18 protein-coding genes are annotated in these 20,428 nt (G+C 55.3%); 9 read left to right on the top strand and 9 right to left on the bottom strand.

Features of this window, described 5'->3' with window-relative positions:
* Positions 1-35: 35 nt before the first annotated feature.
* Complete coding sequence (locus ACMGEE_RS05825; protein ID WP_253454785.1) at positions 36-560, bottom strand: 5' nucleotidase, NT5C type; 525 nt, start codon at positions 558-560, stop codon at positions 36-38.
* Positions 561-831: 271 nt separating this feature from the next.
* Positions 832-1,464: a flavin reductase family protein gene (locus ACMGEE_RS05820; protein WP_436829794.1), complete on the bottom strand. Its 633-nt coding sequence runs from the start codon at positions 1,462-1,464 to the stop codon at positions 832-834.
* Positions 1,465-1,589: 125 nt separating this feature from the next.
* Between ACMGEE_RS05820 and rlmF the strand changes: the two genes are divergently transcribed.
* The gene (gene rlmF / locus ACMGEE_RS05815) at positions 1,590-2,522 is read left to right on the top strand and encodes a 23S rRNA (adenine(1618)-N(6))-methyltransferase RlmF (RefSeq protein WP_436829793.1); all 933 of its coding nucleotides are present in this window, start codon (positions 1,590-1,592) and stop codon (positions 2,520-2,522) included.
* 21 nt (positions 2,523-2,543) lie between these two features.
* On the opposite strand, the gene ybiO is transcribed toward rlmF, so the two are convergent.
* From ybiO to rhtA, 7 genes are all read right to left on the bottom strand, one after another.
* Positions 2,544-4,775 carry a mechanosensitive channel protein gene (gene ybiO / locus ACMGEE_RS05810; RefSeq protein ID WP_436829867.1) on the bottom strand — a complete coding sequence of 744 codons (2,232 nt, stop codon included), beginning with the start codon at positions 4,773-4,775 and terminating at the stop codon, positions 2,544-2,546.
* Between the two features lie 160 nt (positions 4,776-4,935).
* On the bottom strand, positions 4,936-5,658 hold the full coding sequence (glnQ, locus tag ACMGEE_RS05805; protein ID WP_125288793.1) for a glutamine ABC transporter ATP-binding protein GlnQ: 723 nt from the start codon (positions 5,656-5,658) through the stop codon (positions 4,936-4,938).
* Positions 5,655-6,314 (bottom strand): glutamine ABC transporter permease GlnP, encoded by a 660-nt coding sequence (glnP, locus tag ACMGEE_RS05800; protein ID WP_125288792.1) that lies wholly within the window; start codon positions 6,312-6,314, stop codon positions 5,655-5,657. The genes glnQ and glnP overlap by 4 nt, the downstream gene beginning before the upstream one ends.
* An 81-nt stretch (positions 6,315-6,395) precedes the next feature.
* A complete protein-coding gene (gene glnH / locus ACMGEE_RS05795) occupies positions 6,396-7,142 on the bottom strand; it encodes a glutamine ABC transporter substrate-binding protein GlnH (protein ID WP_253454782.1) in 747 nt (248 codons plus the stop codon).
* Between the two features lie 266 nt (positions 7,143-7,408).
* Entirely contained in the window at positions 7,409-7,672 is a 264-nt protein-coding gene (locus tag ACMGEE_RS05790) for a DksA/TraR family C4-type zinc finger protein (RefSeq protein WP_253454781.1), read from the bottom strand.
* Positions 7,673-7,768: 96 nt separating this feature from the next.
* Entirely contained in the window at positions 7,769-8,272 is a 504-nt protein-coding gene (dps, locus tag ACMGEE_RS05785) for a DNA starvation/stationary phase protection protein Dps (protein WP_125288897.1), read from the bottom strand.
* Between the two features lie 372 nt (positions 8,273-8,644).
* Complete coding sequence (rhtA, locus tag ACMGEE_RS05780; RefSeq protein WP_301251257.1) at positions 8,645-9,541, bottom strand: threonine/homoserine exporter RhtA; 897 nt, start codon at positions 9,539-9,541, stop codon at positions 8,645-8,647.
* Between the two features lie 377 nt (positions 9,542-9,918).
* On the opposite strand from rhtA, the gene ompX reads away from it, so the two are divergent.
* The 8 genes from ompX (at position 9,919) to ACMGEE_RS05740 (ending at position 20,400) form a co-directional block, all read left to right on the top strand.
* Positions 9,919-10,431: an outer membrane protein OmpX gene (ompX, locus tag ACMGEE_RS05775; protein WP_253454779.1), complete on the top strand. Its 513-nt coding sequence runs from the start codon at positions 9,919-9,921 to the stop codon at positions 10,429-10,431.
* Between the two features lie 335 nt (positions 10,432-10,766).
* Positions 10,767-11,219 (top strand): manganese-binding transcriptional regulator MntR, encoded by a 453-nt coding sequence (gene mntR, locus ACMGEE_RS05770; protein ID WP_253454778.1) that lies wholly within the window; start codon positions 10,767-10,769, stop codon positions 11,217-11,219.
* A 21-nt stretch (positions 11,220-11,240) separates the two neighbouring features.
* On the top strand, positions 11,241-12,356 hold the full coding sequence (locus ACMGEE_RS05765; RefSeq protein WP_301729795.1) for an SLC13 family permease: 1,116 nt from the start codon (positions 11,241-11,243) through the stop codon (positions 12,354-12,356).
* Between the two features lie 108 nt (positions 12,357-12,464).
* Positions 12,465-13,640, top strand: coding sequence for an HlyD family secretion protein (locus ACMGEE_RS05760; RefSeq protein ID WP_253454776.1), 1,176 nt, complete (start codon positions 12,465-12,467; stop codon positions 13,638-13,640).
* Complete coding sequence (locus tag ACMGEE_RS05755; protein WP_301251253.1) at positions 13,637-15,205, top strand: DHA2 family efflux MFS transporter permease subunit; 1,569 nt, start codon at positions 13,637-13,639, stop codon at positions 15,203-15,205. Before ACMGEE_RS05760 ends, ACMGEE_RS05755 begins: the two co-directional genes overlap by 4 nt.
* 1 nt (position 15,206) lies before the next feature.
* Positions 15,207-16,769, top strand: a complete 1,563-nt coding sequence (locus ACMGEE_RS05750) for an efflux transporter outer membrane subunit (RefSeq protein WP_253454774.1) — start codon at positions 15,207-15,209, stop codon at positions 16,767-16,769.
* Positions 16,770-17,217: 448 nt separating this feature from the next.
* Positions 17,218-18,705 (top strand): sugar porter family MFS transporter, encoded by a 1,488-nt coding sequence (locus ACMGEE_RS05745; RefSeq protein ID WP_253454773.1) that lies wholly within the window; start codon positions 17,218-17,220, stop codon positions 18,703-18,705.
* A 102-nt stretch (positions 18,706-18,807) separates the two neighbouring features.
* A complete protein-coding gene (locus tag ACMGEE_RS05740; RefSeq protein ID WP_436829792.1) occupies positions 18,808-20,400 on the top strand; it encodes an ABC-F family ATPase in 1,593 nt (530 codons plus the stop codon).
* The last annotated feature ends 28 nt before the right edge of the window (positions 20,401-20,428 follow it).

Here is a 20,428-nt window from a genome sequence, read left to right as displayed (position 1 = left end):
GCTGCCTGACAGGTATTTTTCAAAAGTGAGGGAGCTCAGAGCAACAGGTTCTCTATTTCCTGCCAGTTTTTAACCCGCCTGTAGCCGGTTACCTGCAGGTTGTGCGGGGCGCTATAAAGGATGCCTTCTCCGCAAAACCCTGTGAAATTATGGGCGTTATCATCAATCATATAATCCGCATTGATAATGCTTTTGTTGCCGCAGAACACAATATTACTGGGTTTGATGGCCGGGAAATGGGTATTTAACCAGCGGAATTTTGCATTAAACGAAGAGGGCATCTGCATGGCGGCCGTGGTGATAAAGATCTCGTAACGATGGCTTAGCGCCTCAATCACGCGCTGGCTGTCGGCAATGACGCCCAGATCGCCAAAAAATTCCGCGTCTTCGCTGACCCGGCTAAAGATCTCCTGCAGCATCTCGGGCTTTTCCTCTGCCAGGCTGAACAGATTGAATTCGCTGTGCGCCAGTTCCAGCGAGAAATGGCGGTTAAACGTGGCGACCATTTTAGGATGGAAATCGGCAATGACCTCATCCATATCAATAGCAATTCTCTTCATTATCACTCCATGATGGCTTTCGGGATGCATAACATCATACCAAAAAAAGGTGCGCAGCAGGGTTTCCTGCTCGCGTTGAAAAGCAGAGCTGCGCGTCTAAAAACAGCGCGGGGCGTGGCCGTTCACTCAGGCTTTTCGTGGCTGCGGCCGCTTACGGCGCGGCCGCCAGCATATCTGCGCCAGGCTGCCCGGCGAGCTTGCCTGATAGCAATGCTGTATAAGCTAAAAGAAAGCGATCTAAGCCGCCCTGTACAAGGCGGCACAGAACGGCTCAGGACTGGCGCGCGTCCGGCCGTACCAAATCAAAACGTAAATCGTCGCTAATGGCGTAATAGGCGCTGGGGCCGCCCGCCCGCAATATAGGGTTGGCTTTCGCCGTCTGATAGATGCCGTTTTCCAGCAGCTTGTGATCGATATGTATCGCCACCGCTTCGCCCAGCACCAGCCACTGCTCCAGCTTGCCGCCGTCGGCGTCTTGCAGCTGGATAACCTGCGTCAGCTTGCATTCAAAATTCACCGGGCTTTCGACTACCATGCTGACCGCTACCTGCGTGCCGGGAATGGGCGTCACGCCGGAAAAAGCGAATTCATCCTCGCCGCGCGGCAGCGAAGCCGAACTTTCATTCATCGCCACGGCCAGCTCGCGGGTAGCCAGGTTCCAGACAAACTCGCCTGTTTCCACGATGTTCGCCACGCTGTCTTTCCAGCCCTGGCTGGAGAAACCAATAATAGGCGGCTTATAGTTAAAGCAGTTAAAAAAGCTGTAGGGCGCCAGATTGCGCTCGCCGCTGGCGCTTTGGGAACTGATCCAGCCGATGGGACGCGGGCCAATAATGGCGTTCAAAGGATCATGAGGCAGACCGTGGCCAAGACGCGGTTGATAAGTATGGCGGGAAGAGGACATCTGAACTCCTGATAAAGGGATAGTTATTACATAGTAGCCGCTTCGCCGTGGGAAAAAAGGCGGGAATTGTTTACGATCTTTACCGCAGCAGGTATCTTACGCGCCTGCAGATAAGAGAGCCGTTCATGAAAAAGATTGTCGAAAAAACCCAGCTTCATCCCCGTAACCGCCATCGTGGCCGCTATGATTTTCCTGCCCTGATTGCCAGTCATCCGCCGCTGGCGGAGTTTGTGGCGGTTAATCAGTACGGTGATGAATCGGTGAATTTCGCCGATCCGGCCGCGGTAAAAATGTTAAATCAGGCATTGCTGAAGCATTTCTATCAGGTTGAAGAGTGGGCGATCCCGGATGGTTTTCTTTGTCCGCCGGTGCCGGGCCGGGCTGACTATATTCATCATCTGGCCGACCTGCTGGCGGAAGATAACCGCGCCGTCGCGCCGCGCAATATTAACGTGCTCGATATCGGCTGCGGTGCCAACTGCATTTATCCGCTGATTGGCTATCGGGAATATGAGTGGCGCTTTACCGGCAGCGAAATCAATGAAGAGGCGATGCGCGCCGCTAACGCCATTATCGCCGCCAATCCGGGCCTGAATCGCGGTATTCGCCTGCGTCGTCAGAAAAATACGCAGGCGATTTTTCACGGCGTTATTCATAAAAACGAGCAGTATCATGCCGTGCTGTGCAACCCGCCGTTTCACGCGTCCGCCAGCGAAGCGCAGCAGGGCACCCAGCGCAAGGTGCGTAATCTCGGTCTGGATAAAAACGCGCCGTTAAATTTCGGCGGCCAGCAGGAGGAGCTGTGGTGTGAAGGCGGCGAAAAAGCCTTTATCAGCCGCATGATTAATGAAAGTGTGGATTTTGCGAAACAGTGCGTGTGGTTTACTTCGCTGGTGTCCCGCCGCGAAAACCTGCCCGAGCTGTGGCGTGCACTGGAGCAGGTCGATGCGGTGGCCGTACGCACCGTGGAAATGGCTCAGGGCCAAAAGCAGAGCCGTTTTATCGCCTGGACCTTTATGGAAAAGACGGCTCGCGAACGCCAGATGAGCCGTCTTTAATACCGCCAGTACGGCCGTCCGTTACTCCGGCGCAGGCAACGCAGGCACAGCGGCGGCGGCGTCCAGCCCGCTGCCGTTTTGCATGACCTGCACCGTTGGATGCGGCGCTTTGATCCCCGCCGCATCAAAATGCTTCTTCACCCTATTGTCGAGCGCGAAACGCACCGTCCACTGCTTCAGCGGTTGGGTAGTAAAGGAGACGCGCACGGTAAAGGCCTGGTTGGTCAGCCCGACCAGTCCGGCGAAATTAGGCTCGCCAATAACCATGCCGCGAATGGTTTCGTCCTGCATCAGTTCGTCCACCGCCTCGTGCAGCGCGGCATTCACCTTATCGCTGTCCTCACTGCGATCCACATCGTAATTCGCCACGAAAGAGCCAATGCCGCGCACGAAATTGGCGAAGGTGGTGATCGAAGACCAGGGGATAATATGGTAAGCGCCGGTATCCTGGCGGACGCCCACCGAGCGGATTGACATGCGCTCCACCGTGCCGGTAATGGCGCCGATAGTGACCAAATCGCCCGTGTTCATTCCGTTCTCAAACTGAATAAAAATACCGGTAATAATATCCTTAACCAGGGTTTGCGAACCAAAGGATACCGCCAGGCCCAGCGCGCCTGCGCCCGCCAGCAGCGGCGCGATATTCACGCCGATTTCCGACAACAGGATCATGATAGTGATGGTACTGATGACCACGGCCAGCGCGTTGCGAAACAGCGTCAGCAGCGTGCGGGTTCTGGCGCTGGGCATCGGCCTGCCGTGAGAATCGGAAGCGAGACGGCTCTCGATCAGACTGGCAAGCAGTGTCCAGCCCACCGCCGAGAAAAACAGGATCATGACAATACGGATGATCACATCTACCAGCTTCACGCCTGCGCCGACCGTCAGCCAATGCCAGAGGTCGAAAAGATTCCAGGCGTTCAGCAGCAGCAGGCAGACGGCAAACACCGTCAGCGTACGCGCCAGCTTTAACATCATGGAAACCCAGCCGTTCACTCTTTTTTGTAGCTCGGGATAGTTGCGACGCAGCTCTGGCGAGAGAATAATGGTTTTTGAGATCCAGCGGCTGAGAACGCCGGAAATCAGCGCGCCCAGCCCTATTATTGCCAGCGAACGCACGGTAGCGGACATCATAAATCTGAGGCTGTCGCCGGGGTTAAAGATCGAGAGCAGGAACAGCGCGATAAAATAGGCGCTGGCAAGCCAGTGCCAGATGACGGCGAAAGCGCGGATAAACAGTGAAAAAAAGCTCATCGAGCGGTCGGCCAGCTGAACCAGCGCCAGCTGCACGGGGCGGCGGTTGCGGAAAATCAGATAAAGCGCCCACCCGGTGATCAGACACATCAAAACCAGGTTAACCAGCGCCGCCGCTTGCACGTTAACCTGATTAGAAACAATAGGCACGATAACCAGCAGTCCGTAGCCGATAACGCTGCTCAGCCAGCTTAGCCGCGTATTCCAGTAGTTAGCGCGCTCGTCAGAAAGATGGAAAAAACGCAGCTGCGGATAGCGCGGGCAGAAAATCAGCCGCAGGATCGCCTTGAAGAATTCAATCAGTGCAAAAGCGCTTAAGAACAGGCCCTGCTGGCGGGCAATCGTCCTGCTACCGGCATTGAGCGTATCGCTGAGCATCTGGCCGACAAACAGCGCGATGCCCAGCAGCAGCAAATCAATGATAAACGCGCCCAGGATCATCGCCGGGAGGTGCAGCCAGCTGGTGCGCTCGCTATTTTTACGGCGGCCCCATGACCCCATGCGGCGATAAAGCGGCGTCGCCGCCCGGCAGAGCAGCCAGTAGAAAGTGAACAGTGCGATGGCCAGCATCGCAAAGTGGCTCAGCGCGTTATAAAAAGTTTTTGGGTTAAAGGTTTTATGAGGAGCGTTAACGATATTGCGGTGGAGTTTTTCTACTTTACCCAGCACCTCGCTGCCAAACTGACGGCTGACGTCGGTGACGCTTTCCAGCACCGTTTTATCTTCTTCTTCATCCGGCGGCGTCAGCACGGGATCTTCAGTTTTAGCAGTGCTTTCGGAAGCGCTCCGCAGCTGGTTAATCAGCTCGGTTCGCGATTGATCATTTTGCAAAATGTTGGCCAGCGCGGCGTAGGCGGCTTTTTTCTCTTCCAGGCTCGGTTCGCCGGAAGCATCGGCCGCGGGTTGCGACCGGGACGCCGCAACGGCGGCGACAGGCAGGCTGACGGCCTCAGCCTGACAGCAAAAAACAGCAGCGACTAACGGTAGCCATCTGAACATACAGCGCCAGAAGGGCGGGGTTCCCGACATCATATTCTCCTTTAACGGCGCAAAGAAGCGTCGAGCAGCAAGTATAGCCGGACAAAGAAAAGGAGAGAGGGGGGGAAGAGTTTTTTAAGAGCGGGCCGGGAAAGCGGGGCGGCCTGACCGCCCCAAAAAATTAGGAGACGTGCTGTAAGAATTCCTGCAGGCGTGCGCCCGGCGGGTTATCAATCAGCTCTGCCGGATCGCCGTCTTCCGCAATGCGGCCTTTATCGATAAAGATCAGGCGTGAAGCGACTTTCTTCGCAAAGCCCACTTCGTGCGTCACAATAACCATGGTCATGCCTTCTTCCGCCAGGTCCTGCATTACCTTCAGCACTTCATGACGCAGCTCCGGATCCAGCGCGGAGGTTGGCTCATCGAACAGCATCATCTTCGGCTTGACCGCCAGCGCGCGGGCAATGGCCACACGCTGCTGTTGGCCGCCGGAAAGCTCCGACGGGAAATGGTGCGCGCGTTCGGCCAGGCCGACCTTGCCCAGCAGCTCTTTTGCCAGACGCTGCGCATCGGCTTTGCTGGCGCCGCGTACGCGGATTGGGCCAAAAGCGACGTTATCCAGCGCGCTCATCTGCGGGAACAGATGGAACTGCTGGAACACCATGCCCGCTTCCTGGCGGATCAGGCGATCGTCTACTTTAGGATCGTTGACCTTCAGCCCGTCCACAATCAGCTCGCCGGTGGTGATCTCTTCCAGCTTGTTAATGCAGCGCAGCAGCGTGGATTTGCCGGAGCCGGACGGCCCGATAATCACCACGACCTCGCCCTGTTTAATAGTCAGATCGATATTATGCAGAACCTGCGTTTCGCCAAAATGTTTGGAGACGTTTTTAAATTCAATCACAGGATCTTCATCCTTTTTTCAATGCGACGCAGAACAAAGCTCAGCACCAGCGTAATAAACAGATAGATAACGGCTACGGCGCTCCAGATTTCCAGCGCGCGGAAGTTACCGGCAATGATTTCCTGGCCCTGGCGAGTCAGCTCCGCCACGCCGATAACGATAAACAGGGAGGTATCCTTGATGCTGACGATCCACTGGTTGCCCAGCGGCGGCAGCATACGGCGCAGCGCCAGCGGCATAATAACGTAGCGCAGCGTTTCGCGACTGGAAAGACCCAGCGCCAGACCGGCTTCACGAAAACCCTTATTGATTGACAGCACAGCGCCACGGGTAATTTCAGCGATATAAGCACCGGAGTTAATCATGATGGTGACCACTGCCGCGCTGAAAGGGTCGATGCGCAAATCGTTAAAGGCCATCGGCAGCGCAAAATAGATAAACATCACCTGTACGACAATCGGCGTGCCGCGGATCAGTTCAATAAAGACCAGGGCGATATTACGCGACAGCCAGCCGCCGTAAGCGCGGGCAAAACCCGCTATAAGGCCGATAATCAGGCCGCCGATCAGGCCGAGGACGGATATCCACAGCGTCAGGCGGGCGCCCTCAAGCAGGGCCGGAATAGATGGCCAGATGGCGCTCCAGTCAAACTGCATTCTTATTTCTCCGGATCAAAACCATATTTCGTTGGTGTGGAAAACGCAGGCGCACAGCGCGCCTGCGAAAAGTAAAAGCGATTATTTAGGCTCGGAACCGAACCATTTTTTATAAATTGTGTTGTAGGTACCGTTTGCACGCAGCGTTTTCAGCGCGCCGTTTACTTTTTCACGCAGCTCGTCGCTGCCTTTCGGGAAGGCGATACCGTAATCCTGCGCTTCGATCGATTCGCCTACGGCTTTGAACTGGCCTTTGCCTGCGGTGTTAATGAAGTAAAGGATGTTTGGCGTATCGTGCAGCACGGCGTCCGCACGGCCCGTGCCCAGCTCCATATAGGCATTATCGATATTAGGGAACTGGCGCAGATCTTTGGTTTTGATGTGCTGCTTAGCGTAATCCACGGAGCCGGTGCCGCTTTTCACCGCAACGACTTTGCCATCAAGATCTTTCAGACCCTGAATTTTGTCGTTATTGGCTTTGACCATCACCAGCAGACCGCTTTTATAGTAGCTGTCGGAGAAATCAATCGCCTGCTTGCGGGCGTCAGTGATAGTGATACCGGCCAGCGCCAGATCGACGTTACGCGTCTGCAGACCCGGAATGATACCGCTAAAATCCATTGGTTTAAGGGTATAGTCCAGCTTCAGTTCCTTCGCGATAGCCGCCCACAGCTCCACATCGAAGCCCACATATTGGTTACCCTGTTTGAACTCAAAAGGAACAAAGGCGGTATCGGTGGCGACAACCAGCTTTTTTTCTGCGGCGGTAGAAGAGACGGCAAACGCCAGCGTCAGCGCAGCCAGGGAAAACTTAACAAGTGACTTCATCTTTTTATCCTTATTGCAGTCGGACAAGCGCCTTGTCCGATTGAATGCCAGCAGCCATATGAAAAAACTATGCCAGGTTTTCAAAATATATTGAAAACAGCACGTTGAGTCAATTTAACAGGGATAATTACGCCTTAAGTAGCGCGATGCACCATAATGAGGCACCAAAACAGTGCGCTGGTTTCATTATGGTGCAATCCAGTTTTAACCTGGCGGAGGATAAAAAACAAAGTAAAAAAGGAAAGGGTGCGAGAGCGCTCGCGTGATTAACGCAGCTGGCTGTCTTTACTGCCGCGGCGATTAAAAAGCGTCGACTGCTGCTGTTTGTCTCGCTGTGCCTGGCATTGAATACAATATTGCACGCCGGGCAGGGCCAGACGGCGAGCTTCAGGAATGGCATCCCCGCACTCTTCGCAATATTTTGCGCTGGCGCCATGATGAATGGCGCGCCGGGCGCGATTAACGGCATCTTCTACCGTTGAGTCGATCTGTTCCTGTACGGCATCATCACGTGCCCAACCACTGGCCATCGCTTTCCTCCATATAAGAAGAGCAGATGAAAGGCCTCATCTGCTCGCAAAACCACGCTATGAAAAGGGGGGCTACTGAGCGCAGCCCGCATCGACTTACTCGATGTTAGATTCGATAAACCACAGGAATTTATCCAGGTCGCGGGAAGCGGCGGTAAAGATATCTGCGGTATCTTCGTCTTCAACTTCACTAATCGCTTTACGAGTATCGTTAGCGACAACGGCATAGCGTTCTGCCAGCGCTTTAAGGTGATCCTGAACGGTATGAATGTTCAGCGGATAGCTTTTCAGCGGAGTGCGATCGTTCACTACCTGAGTGGTGCCCAACGCCACGCCGCCCAGCTGTACTACGCGCTCTGCAATGGTGTCCTGATGATCGGTAATCGTAGTGCGGAAACCGTCCAGCATTTCGTGTACGCCAATAAAGTTAGCGCCGCGCATATTCCAGTGCGCCTGTTTGGTAATCAGGGACAAATCAATGAATTCCGTTACCAGACGATTCAACACCTCAATGGTGGCTTTCTTTTCCTCATCGGCCACGTTGTTGCGGGTGTAATGCAGATCGGTCGCAGTCGTTTTTACCAGTTTAGCGGTACTCATCATTAATATCCTCTTAATGGTCAGTTGTCCTGAATGTACCGAATAAGTATAGCAGCGCTTTTCAACATTGCCATCACGATACTGCCTATCGCACAAATAGTAGCGGCCTTAGGGTTTAACTGACTGGTATTAAAGAGGAATAATTTATCGAATGCGATTAATAAATATTCTCATTTAGATTGATAAAGATAAATGACTGATAAAAAATAGATTTTTAATTTATCGTTTCGTTACAAATTGCGTAAAAAACCCTGTTAAAAAGCCACGATTTATTAAATTGGCTCAGAATTATCCGAGCCATATATGACATATTCCTTTTTTAACAGACGCCTCTTTAAATTTGTCTGCCGGGATAAACTTTTCTGAATATAGCTATTCACGCAGCTCGCTAATCGGAACGACTTTTTGCTTAGCGGGACGCAGACTCAGCGTAGCGCCTGCCGAGGCGATAATAATCGACAGCAGGCCCAGCCATTGCGGCAGCGTCAGCAGCTCGCCCAGGAAAATCATGCCGGAAAGCGCGCCCATGGCCGGCTCCAGGCTCATCAGTGTGCCAAACGTCCTGGCCGGCAGCCGGGTCAGCGCGACCATCTCCAGCGTATAGGGGAACGCGCTGGAAAGAATGGCGACAATAAGCGCAACCGGTAAAACTGCCAGGTTCCAGACGCCGCTTTCGGCAAACGTAAAGCCAACAGGGACAAAGACCAGCGAAGCGATCAGCGATCCCATGGCGACGGTAGCAGGGCCGTGCTCCGCTCCTGCGCGTTGGCCGCTCAGAATATAGATGGCCCAGCAGGCACCAGCCAGCAGCGCAAAAAATGCGCCTTTGGGATCGATGCCCGACATGCTCTTGCCAAGAGGCAGCAAAAGCCACAGCCCAAGCAACGCCAGCGCCACCCAGAGAAAATCGCGAGGCTTTCTCGACCCCACCAGCGCCAGCGTCAGCGGACCGACAAATTCCAACGCAACGGCAATGCCCAGCGGGACGGTACGCAGCGCCAGATAAAACGTATAGTTCATGCCGCCCAGCGCCAGGCCATACAAAACCAGAGGTACTACGCGATCGCGGCTGAACCGCAGCCGCCAGGGTTTGAAGATAAGGCAAAGAATAAGCGTGCCCAGCCCAAGACGCAGGGCGGTGATCCCCGGTGCGCCGACTACCGGAAACAGGGTTTTTGCCAGCGCGGCCCCGCCCTGAATTGAGGTCATGGCGAGCAAGAGCAGTAAGACAGGAAACCAGATTGAAGAACCGCGTGAAGAGGGAGACATCCTTTTGACCAACCTTATTTGTCCATCGAACGGGAGAAAAGTTCCCCGAAGTGTACCAACAGATTGTGCAAACCAGGCAAAAATGGCCTGGGAAAACGTTAAAGAAATTCGAAAAATTCGTCGCCAGGCGCACGCAGACGGGTAAAGAAGTGTCAGTTTAATTAAGATTTATCTCAATGAACAAATTTTTACATTGCTGGTCAGGCGAAGCGGCAAAGAGAGAAACATAAGTAAAAAGAATGAGATAGAAAGAATCATTAACGTCCTGTTACACCAAACATTGTCTTGGACAACAAAAACGGGGCAGAGTTTCTGGCTGAGGTTTGTTATATTTTCAGCGTTGTCAGGAGATAAGTACTTTCACATTTGAGGTGGTTATGAAAAAAATTGCATGTCTTTCAGCACTGGCTTGTGTACTGGCAGTTTCTGCTGGTTCAGCGATGGCACAGAGCACAGTTTCCGGTGGTTACGCACAAAGCGATATGCAGGGCGTGGCTAACAAAGCTAACGGTTTCAACCTGAAATACCGCTACGAAAACGGCAGCGATCCACTGGGCTGGATCGGTTCTTTCACCTACACCGAGAAAGATCGTACCGACGCTGGCGTCTATAACAAAGGCCAGTACTACGGCATCACCGGTGGTCCTGCTTACCGTCTGAACGACTGGGCCAGCATCTATGGCGTGGTTGGTATCGGTTACGGTAAATTCCAGCAGAACGCACCAGCGCGTGACAAGTCTGACTCAAGCGACGTAGGTGTTTCCTACGGTGCGGGCCTGCAGTTCAACCCAGGCATCGAAAACGTTGCTCTGGACGTTGGCTACGAGCAGAGCCGCATCCGCAGCGTAGACGTTGGCACCTGGATTGCTGGCGTTGGCTACAGCTTCTAAGATTGCCTGAAACCAGCTTCGGTTGGTTGATAAAAAATCCGCCCACGTGGCGGATTTTTTTTATGGCTGAATCAGCCGCCGGACTTTTTTTCTGCTGTCAGCATCTCCAGCAGCATCAGCCGCAGCGTAAAAGGCGAACGACAGAGCAGCTGTAGTAAAAGTGGTTTTTTCATGGTCTCCTCCGTTCGCTTTATGTACAGGTATAGCACAGGCTATAATTCGTAGCCAGCGCTATTGCGCGAGATTTTGTGCTTCCGTGCGCTTCGTTTACAATGTGGCACCATCAGGCTGATGCGAGCGCCCGCACGCGCCAGAAATAATAATGAGGAAGCTGAATGAGTCGTCGCGCTAAAACCGCAGTGCCTGCGCCACTGAAAGAGATAGAAGAGCATGTCGAAGGCTTCCGTCAGGTCCGTGAAGCCCATCGGCGTGAATTAATTGATGACTATGTTGAGCTGATTTCCGATCTGATCCGTGAATTTGGCGAAGCCCGCCAGGTTGATATGGCGGCGCGGCTCGGCGTTTCCCAGCCTACCGTTGCCAAAATGTTGAAACGCCTGGCTACGGTTGGACTGGTCGAGCAGGTTCCCTATCGCGGCGTGTTCCTGACTGCTGAAGGAGAGGCGCTGGCGGAAGAAAGCCGCAAACGCCACCATATTGTGGAAACGTTTTTGCTGGCGCTGGGCATCAGCCCTGATACCGCCCGCCGCGATGCGGAAGGGCTGGAACATCACGTTAGTGACGAAACCCTGGCTATTTTTCAGCAATTCTACGAAAGCCGTCAGTAATTTCCTCTCAGGTGAGTCCGTATGGCAACGCTGCTCAGGCCTTTTTTGCACGATCGCTTTCTGCATCTGTTAATTTTACTGGGCCTGCTGCTGGCCTGCTTTGCGCCTTTCTCGCTGCGGCAGCTGCCTGCGGCGGTGGACTGGTCGACCATACTGACGCTGGGCGGGCTGTTGATGCTGACCAAAGGCATCGAAGCCAGCGGTTATTTCGACGTGTTGGGACGTCGCCTGGTGCAGCGCTTTCAGTCAGAGCGTTCGCTGGCGCTGTTTCTGACCGCTGCCGCCGCGCTGCTGTCCACTTTCCTGACCAACGATGTCGCACTCTTTATCCTGGTGCCGCTGACGCTGACGCTGCGTCGCTACTCCTCGCTGCCGATCGCCCGGCTGGTCATCTTTGAGGCGCTGGCGGTTAACGCCGGATCGCTGCTCACGCCCATAGGCAATCCGCAAAATATCCTGCTGTGGCAACACGGCCACGTCGGCTTCGCCGGTTTTATCGGCCAGATGCTGCCGCTGGGCGGGGCGCTGCTGGCCAGCCTGCTGCTGCTTACCGCCGTCAGTTTTTCGGCGAAACGGATCGAGCGCTCGTCACAGTCGCCGGAAACGCAATGGCAGCGCTCGTTGCTGATTGCCAGCGTCGTGCTCTATTTGCTGTTTATTATCGCGCTGGAGATGGGCTATGCGGGCTGGGGCGTTCTGCTGGTATTTGGCGTTTTCCTGCTGATGGCACGCCGCACGCTGCTGGCGATCGACTGGAGCCTGCTGGCGGTATTTATCGCCATGTTCGTGGATGTTTTTCTGTTAACCCGACTTCCCGCTTTACAGCATCTGCTCCAGCAAATTCCGCAGCTGCCGGAGGGCGGGAAATATCTGCTGGCGATCGGCCTGTCGCAGATTATCAGCAACGTGCCGGCTACTATTTTACTGCTGGCGAATCTGCCAGCCAGCACGCTGCTGGCCTGGGCGGTGAATATCGGCGGTTTCGGGCTGCTGCCCGGTTCGCTGGCAAACCTTATCGCGCTGCGGATGGCGAAAGATCGCTCTGTCTGGCTGCGTTTCCACTTCTACTCGCTGCCCATGCTGCTGTGGGCGATGGCGCTGGGCTGGGTGCTGCTTTTAGGCATTGATGCGCTGTAGCCTGAATCTTTTCTGACTTTGTAAAGAAACACTGGCATTTGTCAATTTAGGCCCTATGTTTATAACAGCGTGAATCTTGCGGGCTCGGCTTGAGCCCGCCGTAACCTGATGAGAACTATGGCTAATCAATCAAATTCTTCCTCAGATGATGACCAGCGTCATCCGCAGAATAATTCGCAGTCTGACGACCAAAACGACAAACCGCAGCAGGACGACCAGCAGCAGGACGAGGGCCAGGCGGAACGTAAACGCCCCGGCAAAAAGCCGCTGATTATTCTGGCGATTGTGGTGATCGTCATGATTATTGTCGGCTTTTACTTCTGGTTTACCGGCCGCAATATAGAAACGACGGACGACGCCTTTACGGAATCGGACGCCGTGACTATTGCGCCTAAAGCCTCCGGCTACGTCACTAAGCTGCTGGTTACCGATAACCAGCGGGTGAAAAAGGGCGATCTGCTGGTGGTTATCGATCCGCAGGATACCCAGGCGCAGCGCGATCAGGCTCAGGCCCAGCTTGGCCTGGCCGTGGCGCAGCTGCATCAGGCGCAGGCTTCTCTGGCGCTGTCTAAAGTGCAGTATCCGGCGCAGAAAGATCAGGCGCTGGCGCAGCAGGCCAAGGCGGAAGCTAACTTCCTTAACGCTCAGGAAGATTACAAACGCCAGCGCGGCGTCGATCCGCGTGCAACCTCGCAGCGTAATATTGATGCGGCCAGCGCGCAGTTAAGAAGCGCGAAGGCCGAGCTGGAAAGCGCGAAAGCGCAGGTAGAAGTTGCTTCGCAAATCCAGCTGCAAATTCGCCAGCAGGAAACCAACGTGGAAGCTCGTCAGCAGCAGGTCGAACAGGCCAAAGCGCAGCTGAACACGGCTAACCTCAACCTTTCCTATACAGAAGTGCGCGCGCCTTACGATGGCTTCGTCACTAAACGTAACGTGCAGGTCGGCACGCTGGTTCAGGCTGGCACCTCGCTGTTTTCGCTGGTTTCGCCAGATGTCTGGATCACCGCCAACTTTAAAGAGTCGCAGCTGGAAAGAATGAACCCTGGCGATAAAGTGCATATTTCCGTGGATGCCTGGCCGGATATGAAGCTGGAAGGGCACGTGGAAAGCATTCAGATGGGTTCAGGCTCCCGTTTCTCTACCTTCCCGTCGGAAAACGCGACCGGCAACTATGTGAAAATTGTCCAGCGCGTGCCGGTCAAGATCGTTATCGATAAGGGACTGGATCCGAACAAGCCGCTGCCGCTGGGGCTGTCGGTGGAGCCTGAGGTAACAGTGGAATGAGTCAAAGCCAGAGCTGGCAGCCGGCCAGTAACCCCTGGCTGGTCGCGATGACGGTGACGCTGGCGGTGTTTATGGAGATCCTGGACACCACCATCGTCAACGTGGCGCTGCCGCACGTTGCCGGTTCGCTCTCATCCAGCTATGACGAGTCAACCTGGGTGCTGACCTCCTATCTGGTAGCGAACGGCATCGTGCTGCCGATCTCCGCCTTCCTCAGCCGCGTATTTGGCCGCAAGCAGTTCTTTCTGATCTGTATTGTGATGTTTACCGTCTGCTCTTTCCTGTGCGGCATCGCTACTGAGCTGTGGCAGATCATTCTGTTCAGGATCCTGCAGGGCTTTTTCGGCGGCGGCCTGCAGCCGGTACAGCAATCGGTACTATTGGACTACTTTAAGCCGGAAGATCGCGGCAAGGCGTTTGGTCTTTCCTCTATCGCCATTATCGTCGCGCCGGTGCTTGGCCCGACGCTGGGCGGCTGGATCACCGATAACTACAGCTGGCGCTGGGTATTCTTTATCAATATCCCGGTCGGCATTCTGAGCGTGCTGGCTATCTATCAGCTGCTGGAAGATCCGCCCTGGGAGCGTAAATGGGCCAAAGGGAAACTGAATATTGACTATATCGGTATCGGTTTAATTACCCTGGGACTGGGCTGTTTGCAGGTCTTTCTCGATCGCGGCGAAGATGACGACTGGTTCAGCTCTAATTTCATTATGACCTTCGCCATACTGAGCGCTATCGGGCTGGTCGGCGCGGTTTACTGGCTGCTCTATGCCAAAAAGCCGGTGGTGGATCTGCACGTGCTGAAAGACCGCAACTTTGCCGTCGCCAGTATTCTGATGTCCGGCATGGCGGCTATTCTCTACGGCAGCTCGGTGGTGATCCCCCAGCTGGCGCAGCAGGATCTGGGCTATACCGCCACCTGGTCAGGGCTGGTGCTTTCGCCCGGAGCGGTGCTGATTGTGCTGACCATTCCGCTGGTGCTGAAGCTGATGCCTATCGTCCAGACGCGCTGGATTATCGCCTTCGGTTTTACCTGCCTGTTTGTCTCTTTCCTCTATTCAGCGAAGCTGACGCCCAATATCGATTTCACCACGCTGGTGATGATGCGCAGCGCGCAGACCATCGGGCTGGGTTTCCTGTTTGTGCCGTTAACGACTATTGCGTTCGTGACTATTCCACAAAAGCTAAATGCGGATGCGTCAGCGCTGTTCACCATGTGTCGTAACGTGGCGGGTTCGATAGGCATTTCGCTTTCTACTGCGATGATTACCGAGCGGGAGCAGGCGCGTAGCGCGCACATGGTGCATAACATGACGCCGCTTAACGAGCCGTTCAATCTGACGGTAGAACGCTGGGCGCAGGGGGTCAGAGACTTTACCTCAGCGGTGGGCGATCCGATTACGATAGCGACAGGGCAGGTCTATAAAGAGATGATCGTCCAGGCGCGTATTCTGGCCTATATCGACGTTTTTATGGGCCTGAGCATTGTCGCCCTGGTTCTTATTCCATTTTGTTTACTGCTGGCGCCGATTAAGAGCGAGGGCAGTGCAGGAGCACACTGACATGAACGTTTCTCCTTTATTTACGCGTTCGCGGCTCGGCGTGCTGCTGGTTGCGGCTATTACGCTGTCGGCCTGTAGCGTCGGGCCGGACTACCGGGCGCCGAAACCGTCCACGCCCGCCGCTTTCAATTCGCTGGCGTCGGATCGCGCGTCTCGTCCCCAGGCCACCGTCACCAATCCGGGCTGGTGGAAATCGTTTAACGATCCGCAGCTAAACAGCCTGATCGATCGCGCCATCGTCGGCAATCTGAGCCTGCAGCAGGCTGTTTTGCGCATCGCCGGTTCTCGTCAGCAGCTTAATCAGGCTCGCGGCGCATGGTTCCCCTCGATCAACGGTGCCGCCTCGGCACAGCGCCAGCAGCTGGGCCTGAAAGGCGAGCTGGAATCGAAAGGCGTCTACAGCCAGCTGGATGAGGTCAGCGGCGATACCGACGTTCGCTCGGCGCTGAACGGGCTGACCAAGCCGGTCGGGCTTTACCAGGGTAGCTTCGACGCCTCCTGGGAGCTGGATCTGTGGGGCAAAGTCCGTCGGCAGGTTGAGGCAGCAGGCGCGCAGCAGCAGGAGTCGCTGGAAAGCCGTAACGACGCGCTGGTTTCGCTTGAGGCCGAGGTGGCCCGCACCTATTTACAGCTGCGCGGCGCGCAGCTGATTAGCCAGACGCTACAAACGCAGATTGAAGTGGCGCAGCAAACGCTGGAGCTGACGCAAAGCCAGCAGCGCAACGGCCTCGCGCCTCAGATGGACGTGGAAAACGCTCGCGCCCAGCTGCATTCTCTGCGCGCGCAGCTACCGCAGTATGAATCGCAAATGCATCAGGCGATGAACGGGCTGGCGGTGCTGATCGGCAAGCCGCCGGGGGCGCTGGATGCCGAGCTGGCCGCGCCGAAAGCGATGCCGGCCTTGCCAAAAGCGGTATCGGTGGGTCTGCCGTCCACGCTGGCGCGCCGGCGTCCGGACGTGCGCCAGGCGGAAGCGAGACTGCATGAGGCGACAGCCAGTATTGGCGTTTCCGTCGCGCAGCTGTTCCCGGATTTCTCGCTGACCGGGCAGTTCGGGATGCGCAATACCGACGCCAGCTATCTGGATAACTGGAGCAGCCATTTTTACAGCTACGGCGCCTCGGTCTCGCTGCCGATTTTCCAGGGCGGCAGGCTGGTTTCTGGCGTAAAACTCGCCAGAGCGGAGCAGGCCAGCGCCGCGCTTGGCTATCGGCAGACGGTTCTGACTGCCTTGCAGGATGTGGAAAACGCGTTAGTCAGCTATCGCACCGATCAGCAGCAGGTGGAAGGGCTGGATCAAACGGTTGACGCGCTGCAAAACGCCTTCGATTTGGCTAACGACAGCTATGGCAAGGGGCTTTCTTCGTTTATCGACGCGCTAACCGCGCAGCGCCAGCTGGCTCAGGCGAAGCAGCAGGCCGCATCTGCCAGGGTGCAGAGCAGCCTGGATCTGGTCGCGCTCTATAAAGCGCTGGGCGGCGGCTGGGAGCTTTATCAAAACGTGCAGCTGCCGGACTACTCCGTTTTCGGCCCCGCAGAAAGCGGCGATACGCCTGCGGGCTGAGACCCTTTCCCAACCGGCGGTAACGCAACGTCGCCGCCGGTCGCCTTACCTGGCTTTGCCCGTTCCTGCCAGTGCCGCCTTTTATGAAAACATCTGCCTCGCCTGTTACAGCCGTTTTTCCCTCCACGATCGAAATGCTTAACGGTCATAAACCGCCCACGGCAAAATTATCCGATACTTTTTCATTAAAATGAAATAAAAGTTTTAGTTGGATAAGGGCGCGCTTTTCTGTTTTAACCCAGACAGGGTAGGGTGTGGCGACAGGTTGCGCCCCACTTATGATACTTGCGTCACAAAAGCAGCGATGCGGTGAGAGCTGTGCCGCAAAATTTAATTTTCATTGTTATTTCAAATGAAAGAAATGCACTAAATTAAGAGCCTGGAGAACACACCAGGCGCCACTTTATTTCTGGCGGCCTGACCTGCGAATAACGAAGAGGTCAACATAATGCCTAAAGAACAATATCTCACGCCCAATCGGGCCTCGGGGCCTAACAGCACGTCGCGAACGGAACCCTTCGTCAAAGTGATCGCCGTTATCGCCACGCTGGGCGGCCTGCTGTTTGGTTACGACACCGGGGTTATTTCCGGTGCGCTGCTGTTTATGGGCACGGAGCTGCATCTTACGCCATTCACTACCGGCCTGGTGACCAGTTCGCTGCTGTTCGGCGCCGCGTTCGGCGCGCTGATTTCCGGTCATTTCGCCGCGGCAGCCGGGCGGAAGAAAATCATTATCGTTCTCGCCGTCATTTTCGCCATCGGCGCACTGGGAACCTCACTGGCACCTGATGTGCACTGGATGATTTTCTTCCGCCTGGTATTAGGCGTGGCGGTAGGCGGCGCGGCGGCAACCGTGCCGGTCTACATTGCCGAAATCGCGCCTGCCAACAAGCGCGGACAGCTGGTTACGCTCCAGGAGCTAATGATCGTGTCCGGTCAGATGCTGGCCTATATTTCCAATGCCGGTTTTAACGCGGCCTGGGGCGGCGAGCAGACCTGGCGCTGGATGCTGGCGGTCGCTACCGTACCCGCCGTAGCGCTCTGGTTCGGCATGATGTTTATGCCCGATACGCCGCGCTGGTACGCGATGAAGGGACGTCTGGCGGAGGCGCGCAAGGTGCTGGAGAGAACCCGTGCCAAAAGTGACGTCGAGTGGGAGATGACGGAAATTGAGGAAACGCTCAGCGAAGAGGAAAACAAAAACAAGCCCAGCCTGAAAGAGCTGCGCAAGCCCTGGCTGTTTAAACTGTTTCTTATCGGGATCGGCGTAGCGGTGATCCAACAGCTTTCCGGCGTAAACACCATTATGTATTACGCGCCTACCATGCTGAAGGCGGTGGGTATGAGCACCGACGCTGCGCTGTTTGCCACTATCGCCAACGGCGTGATTTCAGTACTGATGACCTTTGTGGGGATCTGGCTGCTGGGCCGTTTGGGACGCCGCACCCTGACCATGATCGGTCAGTTCGGCTGCACCGCCTGCCTGCTGTTTATTGGCTGCATCAGCTATTTTATGCCGGAAACGGTCAATGGCCAGCCGGACATGATGCGTAGCTATCTGGTATTGCTGGGCATGCTGATGTTCCTTAGCTTCCAGCAGGGCGCGCTGTCGCCGGTCACCTGGCTGCTGCTTTCGGAAATCTTCCCGACTCGCCTGCGCGGGATTTTTATGGGCGGCGCGGTATTTGCTATGTGGATTGCCAACTTCATTATCTCGCTGGTTTTCCCGATGCTGCTGGCCACGGTAGGGCTTTCCGGCGCGTTCTTTATCTTCGCCTTTATTGGCCTGTTTGGCGCGGTCTTTGTTATCAAATGCGTGCCGGAAACGCGCAACCGCAGCCTGGAGCAGATCGAACATTATCTGCATGACTGGCTGAGTAACGACGTTGAGACACGAGCCGTACGATCGCCGGAACGTAAAGCGGAAAGTCATTAGCGAAATCGGGAAGCTTCAGCGGGCGGCGGTGTATTCGCCGCCCCTTTTTTTTGGCATACTATGCGCTGATTTATTCCCCCATCGTAAATGAAAGGCAATCCTGTGCTAGTTTCCAGCAACGTCACCATGCAGTTTGGCAGTAAGCCGCTGTTCGAAAACATCTCTGTCAAATTTGGCGGCGGCAACCGCTATGGCCTGATCGGTGCCAACGGTAGCGGCAAGTCCACCTTTATGAAAATTCTCGGCGGCGACCTGGTGCCGTCGGCGGGCAACGTGTCGCTCGATCCTAACGAGCGCATCGGTAAACTCCGTCAGGATCAGTTCGCCTTTGAGCAGTACTCGGTGCTGGATACGGTCATCATGGGCCACGGCGAGCTGTGGGAAGTGAAAGAAGAGCGTGACCGCATTTACGCGCTTCCGGAAATGAGCGAAGAAGACGGCTATAAAGTGGCCGATCTGGAAGAAAAATACGGCGAAATGGACGGTTACACCGCAGAATCGCGCGCTGGCGAACTGCTGCTGGGCGTGGGGATTCCGCTGGAGCAGCATTACGGCCCCATGAGCGAAGTTGCGCCGGGCTGGAAGCTGCGCGTGCTGCTGGCGCAGGCGCTGTTCTCTAATCCAGAGATCCTGCTGCTTGACGAACCAACCAACAACCTGGACATCGATACCATTCGCTGGCTGGAGCAGGTGCTGAACGAACGTAACAGCACCATGATTATTATTTCGCACGACCGTCACTTCCTGAATATGGTCTGCACCCATATGGCCGATCTGGATTACGGCGAGCTGCGCGTTTATCCGGGCAACTATGACGAATACATGACGGCGGCAACCCAGGCGCGCGAACGTCTGCTTGCCGATAACGCCAAGAAGAAAGCGCAGATTAACGAGCTGCAATCTTTCGTCAGCCGCTTTAGCGCCAACGCCTCTAAATCGCGTCAGGCAACTTCCCGCGCCAAGCAGATTGATAAAATCAAGCTGGATGAGGTGAAGGCCTCCAGCCGTCAGAACCCGTTTATTCGCTTCGAGCAGGATAAAAAGCTGTTCCGTAATGCGCTGGAGCTGGCAGGGCTGACCAAAGGCTTCGATCAGGGCCCGCTGTTTAAAAACGTTAACCTGCTGCTGGAAGTAGGCGAAAAGCTTGCGATTATCGGGCCGAACGGTATCGGTAAATCCACGCTGCTGAAAACGCTGGTGGGCGAACAGCAGCCGGATAACGGCACGGTTAAATGGTCAGAAAACGCCCGCATCGGCTATTATGCGCAGGATCACGCGCATGATTTTGCCAACGACCTGACGGTGTTCGACTGGATGAGCCAGTGGATGCAGGAAGGGGATGACGAGCAGGCGGTACGCAGCATTCTGGGTCGCCTGCTGTTCAGCCAGGACGATATCAAAAAGCCAGCGAAAGTCCTCTCCGGTGGCGAAAAGGGCCGTATGCTGTTTGGCAAGCTGATGATGGAAAAGCCGAACGTGCTGATTATGGATGAGCCGACCAACCACCTGGATATGGAATCCATCGAGGCGCTGAACATGGCGCTGGAGATGTACGAAGGCACGCTGATTTTCGTTTCGCACGACCGTGAGTTCGTCAGCTCGCTGGCGACCCGCGTGATTGAAATGATGCCGGGCAAAATCCACGACTTCACCGGTAATTACGAAGATTACCTGCGCAGCAAAGGTATCGCCTGAATTAAATAAAAAGGCGGGGCATCTGCTC

Origin of the sequence: Erwinia artemisiae, assembly GCF_051400835.1 — a bacterium.
GTDB classification, from domain to species: domain Bacteria; phylum Pseudomonadota; class Gammaproteobacteria; order Enterobacterales; family Enterobacteriaceae; genus Erwinia; species Erwinia aeris.
This window is presented reverse-complemented; position numbering and strand designations above follow the sequence as displayed.

Coding starts and splice junctions, on each gene's coding strand:
- glnH (WP_253454782.1), bottom strand. CDS start 7,142: ATGAAGTCACTTGTTAAGTTTTCCCTGGCTGCGCTGACGCTGGCGTTT.
- ybiO (WP_436829867.1), bottom strand. CDS start 4,775: ATGTTCAGATGGCTACCGTTAGTCGCTGCTGTTTTTTGCTGTCAGGCT.
- ACMGEE_RS05760 (WP_253454776.1), top strand. CDS start 12,465: ATGAGAACTATGGCTAATCAATCAAATTCTTCCTCAGATGATGACCAG.
- glnP (WP_125288792.1), bottom strand. CDS start 6,314: ATGCAGTTTGACTGGAGCGCCATCTGGCCATCTATTCCGGCCCTGCTT.
- dps (WP_125288897.1), bottom strand. CDS start 8,272: ATGAGTACCGCTAAACTGGTAAAAACGACTGCGACCGATCTGCATTAC.
- ACMGEE_RS05755 (WP_301251253.1), top strand. CDS start 13,637: ATGAGTCAAAGCCAGAGCTGGCAGCCGGCCAGTAACCCCTGGCTGGTC.
- mntR (WP_253454778.1), top strand. CDS start 10,767: ATGAGTCGTCGCGCTAAAACCGCAGTGCCTGCGCCACTGAAAGAGATA.
- ACMGEE_RS05820 (WP_436829794.1), bottom strand. CDS start 1,464: ATGTCCTCTTCCCGCCATACTTATCAACCGCGTCTTGGCCACGGTCTG.
- ompX (WP_253454779.1), top strand. CDS start 9,919: ATGAAAAAAATTGCATGTCTTTCAGCACTGGCTTGTGTACTGGCAGTT.
- rhtA (WP_301251257.1), bottom strand. CDS start 9,541: ATGTCTCCCTCTTCACGCGGTTCTTCAATCTGGTTTCCTGTCTTACTG.
- rlmF (WP_436829793.1), top strand. CDS start 1,590: ATGAAAAAGATTGTCGAAAAAACCCAGCTTCATCCCCGTAACCGCCAT.
- ACMGEE_RS05825 (WP_253454785.1), bottom strand. CDS start 560: ATGAAGAGAATTGCTATTGATATGGATGAGGTCATTGCCGATTTCCAT.
- ACMGEE_RS05790 (WP_253454781.1), bottom strand. CDS start 7,672: ATGGCCAGTGGTTGGGCACGTGATGATGCCGTACAGGAACAGATCGAC.
- ACMGEE_RS05765 (WP_301729795.1), top strand. CDS start 11,241: ATGGCAACGCTGCTCAGGCCTTTTTTGCACGATCGCTTTCTGCATCTG.
- ACMGEE_RS05750 (WP_253454774.1), top strand. CDS start 15,207: ATGAACGTTTCTCCTTTATTTACGCGTTCGCGGCTCGGCGTGCTGCTG.
- ACMGEE_RS05745 (WP_253454773.1), top strand. CDS start 17,218: ATGCCTAAAGAACAATATCTCACGCCCAATCGGGCCTCGGGGCCTAAC.